The organism is Pseudomonas baetica, from assembly GCF_051216495.1.
Lineage (GTDB): Bacteria > Pseudomonadota > Gammaproteobacteria > Pseudomonadales > Pseudomonadaceae > Aquipseudomonas > Aquipseudomonas baetica_B.
Genome location: NZ_JBPKAM010000197.1, coordinates 1 through 5,393, shown reverse-complemented (window position 1 = coordinate 5,393; position 5,393 = coordinate 1). Strand labels below are relative to the sequence as shown.

Genomic DNA, 5,393 nt, shown 5'->3' with positions numbered 1-5,393 from the left:
TGTGGCTCTTTTTTCTACTTTCCTCTCTTTCCTGTCCCCTCCCCCCCCCCTCTCTTTCGCCCCTCTCTTTCCTGTCCCCCCCCCCCCCCACAACGGGGGCCAGTTCAGACAATACAAAATTTAAACCAAAAATCCCGAATACCACTATCGGCCGTTTTTGCCTTACTGCCATATGACGGACGCATTACAACCCTAGGATGGCCCTCATCTGTTTGATGAGGCCCGTCCATGAACAACTCGATCGCAACTGCCCTGACCAACCCCGGTGCGCCGATGAAAGTGCGAGGCGTGCACAAGCGTTTCGGTGCCTTTACCGCGCTGGATAATGTGTCCCTCGACGTGGCGGCCGGTGAGCTGGTGTGTCTGCTCGGGCCTTCAGGTTGTGGCAAAACCACCTTGCTGCGTTGCATCGCCGGCCTTGAGCGTCAGGACCGCGGCGAGTTGTACCTGGGTGATCGCGACGTTTCCCACCTGGCACCCCAGGCTCGGGACTACGGCATTCTGTTCCAGTCCTACGCGCTGTTTCCCAATCTCACTGTAGAAGCCAACATTGCCTACGGTCTCGCTAACGCGGGTCGTGATGAAGTGCGTCAGCGGGTCCGGCAGATGCTTGAACTGGTTGGCCTGATCGGCAGTGAGAAAAAGTACCCCGGCCAATTGTCCGGCGGTCAGCAGCAACGGGTCGCGCTGGCTCGGGCATTGGCGCCGTCGCCGTCATTGTTGCTACTGGATGAACCGATGTCGGCCCTCGACGCCCGTGTCCGCGAGCATCTGTGCACTGAACTGCGTCAATTGCAGCGTGAACTCGGCATCACCACCCTGATGGTCACCCACAATCAGGACGAGGCCATGCTGATGGCCGACCGCATCGCCGTGATGAACAACGGCAAGGTTGAGCAATACGCCACGCCGCAGGAGATCTACAACCGCCCGGCCACACCGTTCGTGGCGGAGTTCGTTGGCCAGGGCAACTGGTTGCCATTCCATAGCAGCAGCGACAGTCATGCCCAGGTGGGCGGGATGAACCTGCGCCTGGTCGAAGGTACCGCCCGGACCGCATCGGGCCGGTTGTTCTGCCGCCCGGAAGCCATCAGCGTCAATCCGCTGGTACACGAAGAAAACCTGTTCCCGGCCAAGGTTCGCGAAATCACCTTCCTCGGCAACCGCTGCCGTATGAGCTTCGAACTCGACCATCTGCCGGGCCATGCCTTGCTGGCCGAACTGGCACCGGAAGCCATGCCGCGCCTCTGCGCGCAACAGATCATGGTCGCCTTGCCACCGCGCAGCCTGCAGGTGTTTGCCTGATGAGCGCGAACATCGCACTGCCGCTGCCGCGTAAGCAGGTGCGGCAGGTTTCACGTGCCGAGATCGGCGACCGGATTTTCGTGGTCGGCGGCAAAGTCATGTTGCTGGCGCTGCTCGGCGTCGCCGTATTGATGCCATTGCTGGCGATCTTCTGGCGCGGTTTCAGTTCCGAAGCCGGGCAGGGTGGTGGTTGGCTGGCCGCTCGGGAGCTGGTGACCAGTGCTAATTTCCACTGGTTGCTGGGTAATAGCCTGAAGGTTTCCCTCAGCGTCGCGGCCATCGTCGTACCGCTGGCCTACCTGTTTGCCTACGCCCTGCAACGCACGTTGATTCCTGGCAAAGGCATCTGGCGCGGGATTTCGTTGCTGCCTTTGATGGCGCCGTCGATGCTGCCCGGTATCGCGCTGGTGTATTTGTTCGGCAATCAGGGCACGTTGCGCGGTTTGCTTTCGGACAACATCTACGGCTTCTGGGGCATCGTACTGGGTGAGGTCATCTATACCTTCCCACACGCCTTGATGATTCTGCTGTCGGCCCTGTCCCTGGCGGATGCGCGACTGTTCGATGCCGCCTCCAGCATGGGCGCCAGTCCGGCAAAAGCTTTCCGCAGCATCACTTGGCCGGCGACCCGTCAGGCGGTGTTCGCCGCGTTCTGCCTGGTGTTCACCTTGACCATCACCGACTTCGGCGTGCCCGTGGTGGTCGGTGGCGACTATCAAGTGCTGGCGCTGGAAGCCTACAAAGCCGTGGTCGGTCAGCAGCAGTTCGGTCGCGGCGCCTTGATCGGCATGGTGTTGCTGCTGCCGGCGCTGTTGAGCTTCGGTGTCGATACCTGGCTGCGTCGACGTCATGGCGATTCCATGAGCGGTCGGGCGCAGGTCTTCAAACCAGCTCCGTCGAAGCTTCGCGACGGTTGCTACCTGGCCATCGTGTTGTTGATCAGCGCCGCGTTGCTGCTGGTGTTCGGCATGGCGGTGTTCTCGTCGCTGGTGAAGTTCTGGCCTTACAACCTTTCGTTGTCGCTCAACCATTACCAGTTCAACGACACCGCAGGCGGTGGCTGGCTGGCCTATGGCAACAGCGTGAAGATGGCCTTGTGCACGGCGTTGATTGGCAGTGTGCTGATCTTTACCGGCGCCTACCTGATGGAAAAAACCAAGGGCCAGCGCAGTCTGAATCTGACCCTGCGCATGCTCAGTTTCGTACCGATGGCGGTGCCGGGTCTGGTGCTTGGTCTGGGTTACGTCTTCTTTTTCAACCTCACCGGCAACCCGTTGCATGTGCTCTACGGGACCATGACCCTGCTGGTGGTCTGCACCATTGCGCATTATTTGACCACCGCGCAAATGACCGCCACCACCGCACTGCGTCAACTCGATGCCGAATTCGAAGCCGCCGCGCTGTCGCTCAAGGCGCCGCTGTATCGCCATTACCTGCGGGTCACCGTGCCGATTTGCCTGCCGGCGCTGCTGGACATCGTGCGCTACCTGTTCGTCTCGGCCATGACCACCGTCTCGGCGGCGATCTTCCTCTACAGCCCTGACACCATCCTCGCGGCGGTGGCGGTGCTGAACATGGACGACGCCGGCAACGTCGGCGGCGCGGCAGCGATGTCGACCCTGATTCTGTTCACTTCGGCGAGCGTGTCCCTGCTGCTGGCTTGGGCTTCGCGTGGCTTGCTGCGTCGCTCCCAGGCCTGGCGGCAGACCGCGCCCGGTCATTGATTGCCTGCTCCAGAAAACCAAAGCCCCCTCAACTCAAAAACAGGAAAAGATCATGTTCAAGCCCTTGGCCCTGGCCGCTGCTGTCCTCACCGCTTTCAGCCTGAACGCTTTCGCGGCGAAGACCGAGTTGACGGTGTACACCGCCCTCGAAGCCGAACAGCTGAAGACCTATAAAGAAGTGTTCGAAAAGGCCAATCCGGACGTCGAGATCAAGTGGGTACGCGATTCCACCGGCATCATCACCGCCAAGCTACTGGCCGAGAAGGCGCGCCCACAGGCAGACGCGGTGTGGGGCCTGGCCGCTTCGAGCCTGGCGATCCTCGATCAGCAGGGCATGCTGCAAAGCTACGCGCCGAAAGACCTGGGCAAAATCGGCGGCAACTACCGCGACGCGGACAACCCGCCTGCCTGGGTCGGCATGGACGTTTGGGCCGCGACCATTTGCTTCAACACCGTTGAAGCCGAGAAGCAGGGCCTGACCAAGCCCGTCAGCTGGCAAGACCTGACCAAGCCTGAGTACAAAGGCAAGATCGTCATGCCGAATCCGGCTTCGTCCGGCACCGGTTTCCTCGACGTCAGCGCCTGGTTGCAGACCTTCGGCGAGAAGCAGGGCTGGCAGTACATGGACGACCTGCACCAGAACATCGGCCAGTACGTTCACTCCGGTTCCAAGCCGTGCAAACTGGCGGCGGCGGGTGAATTCCCGATCGGTATTTCCTTCGAATACCCGGCCGTTCAACTCAAGCGCCAGGGCGCACCGCTGGACATCATCCTGCCGAAGGAAGGCCTGGGCTGGGAGATCGAGGCTACCGCTGTGATCAAAGGCACACCACACGAAGACGCAGCGAAGAAGCTCGCCGACTTCTCGGCCAGCCCGCAAGCGATGGAGCTGTACAAGGAGAACTTCGCCGTGCTCGCCCAACCGGGCATCGCCAAGCCGCAGACCGAATTGCCGGCCGACTATGAGCAGCGTTTGATCAAGAACGACTTTGCCTGGGCTTCGAAAAATCGCGACGAGATCCTGAGCGAATGGCGCAAACGCTATGACGGTAAGTCCGAGAAAGTGGCGGCCAAGTAAGATCTTCGTCGTCTGAAAGGGCCTCTTCGCGAGCAGGCTCGCTCCCACAAGAGTATGTGGTCGCCTGTGGGAGCGAGCCTGCTCGCGAAATCGGTCTACGATTCACCACACGTCCCACTTCATCGAGAGACTTCTGATGAGCCCCAACGAACAAACCGTCGCCAAGGTATTCGCCCTCTACGAACACTTCGGAAATGCCGATTACATCGGTGAGCCGGTATCGCAGATCGAGCACATGTCCCAGGCCGCTCAATGCGCAATGGCCGAAGGCTTCGACGACGAAGTGGTGCTCGCCGCATTCTTCCACGACATCGGACACATCTGCGACAAGGGCGCCGAGAACATGGGCGGCTTCGGTGTGGTCAGTCATGAACGGCTAGGTGCCGATTATTTGCGTAGTGCAGGTTTCAGCGAACGCATGGCGCGTTTGGTGGAGTACCACGTCCAAGCCAAGCGTTATTTGACGCTCAGGGAGCCGGGCTACTACGAGCGCTTGAGCGAGGCCAGTCGCCGGACACTGGAATATCAGGGGGGCGTGATGTCCGACGCCGAAGCGGATGCTTTCGAACAGGACCCGTTGTGCGAAGTGAGTTTGCGCATGCGCCAGTGGGATGAACTGGCCAAGGAGATGCATGTCCCGGTGATGGATCTCGACGTGTTGAAGCGTAAAGCGGTGAGCGTCTTGTCTCGCGAGGCCTGCTGATCGGTCCTACAGCGATTGACGAAGCGTTGCATGGATCGCCTTGTTGGCAGGGCTCAATCTGAGCTTTTCACAAGGAGGTAAATGGATGCGCTATTTAAAAGCAATCGCTCAGGATCGAAGCGGTGGTGGGGTGGCCGATAGGCTTCGGGTTCAGTTTTTTGAAGATGAACAATTGCTGCGTGAGGCGACGGACGACGAAATGCGACGGCTGGAAACCTTTAGCACGACCTACTTGAAATGCAGATGGTTCAACGATGGTGAAGGTGAGCAGCGGCATCTGCGAATGTTCTCGCTGAACCCTTCTGGCGACGGCACACCGGAATCTGTGCGACTGCATTTCCACGAAGGGCCGGTCATCGCCTACAAGGCAGCGGTTCATGACCTGGATAATGACGGCGCCTTCGAGGTCGTTTTGTGCTCCGATGTGGACAATGACGGCCGGGCGGATCGGACGGATAGAACGCGGGTCAATTCGTTGGTGCGAGAGTTTCTGAAGATCGAGTGGTAGTTTTCGGTTCATGATTTGAGGCGAGGCCTTCGCGAGCAGGCTCGCTCCCACAGGGGAATGTGGTCACTGTGGGAG

The 5,393-nt window shown here is 59.9% G+C and carries 5 protein-coding genes; all 5 read left to right on the top strand.

Going from position 1 to position 5,393, the window contains the following annotated elements; genetic code table 11:
* Window positions 1-228 precede the first annotated feature (228 nt).
* The 5 genes from ACSFE6_RS30870 (at window position 229) to ACSFE6_RS30850 (ending at window position 5,318) form a co-directional block, all read left to right on the top strand.
* Window positions 229-1,305 (top strand): putative 2-aminoethylphosphonate ABC transporter ATP-binding protein, encoded by a 1,077-nt coding sequence (locus ACSFE6_RS30870; protein ID WP_435431160.1) that lies wholly within the window; start codon window positions 229-231, stop codon window positions 1,303-1,305.
* Window positions 1,305-3,029: a putative 2-aminoethylphosphonate ABC transporter permease subunit gene (locus tag ACSFE6_RS30865; protein WP_435431159.1), complete on the top strand. Its 1,725-nt coding sequence runs from the start codon at window positions 1,305-1,307 to the stop codon at window positions 3,027-3,029. Before ACSFE6_RS30870 ends, ACSFE6_RS30865 begins: the two co-directional genes overlap by 1 nt.
* Before the next feature lie 52 nt (window positions 3,030-3,081).
* Window positions 3,082-4,107 carry a putative 2-aminoethylphosphonate ABC transporter substrate-binding protein gene (locus ACSFE6_RS30860; protein WP_435431158.1) on the top strand — a complete coding sequence of 342 codons (1,026 nt, stop codon included), beginning with the start codon at window positions 3,082-3,084 and terminating at the stop codon, window positions 4,105-4,107.
* A gap of 136 nt (window positions 4,108-4,243) precedes the next feature.
* Entirely contained in the window at window positions 4,244-4,810 is a 567-nt protein-coding gene (locus ACSFE6_RS30855; protein WP_435431157.1) for a phosphonate degradation HD-domain oxygenase, read from the top strand.
* Between the two features lie 85 nt (window positions 4,811-4,895).
* On the top strand, window positions 4,896-5,318 hold the full coding sequence (locus ACSFE6_RS30850) for a hypothetical protein (RefSeq protein WP_435431156.1): 423 nt from the start codon (window positions 4,896-4,898) through the stop codon (window positions 5,316-5,318).
* Window positions 5,319-5,393: the final 75 nt, after the last annotated feature.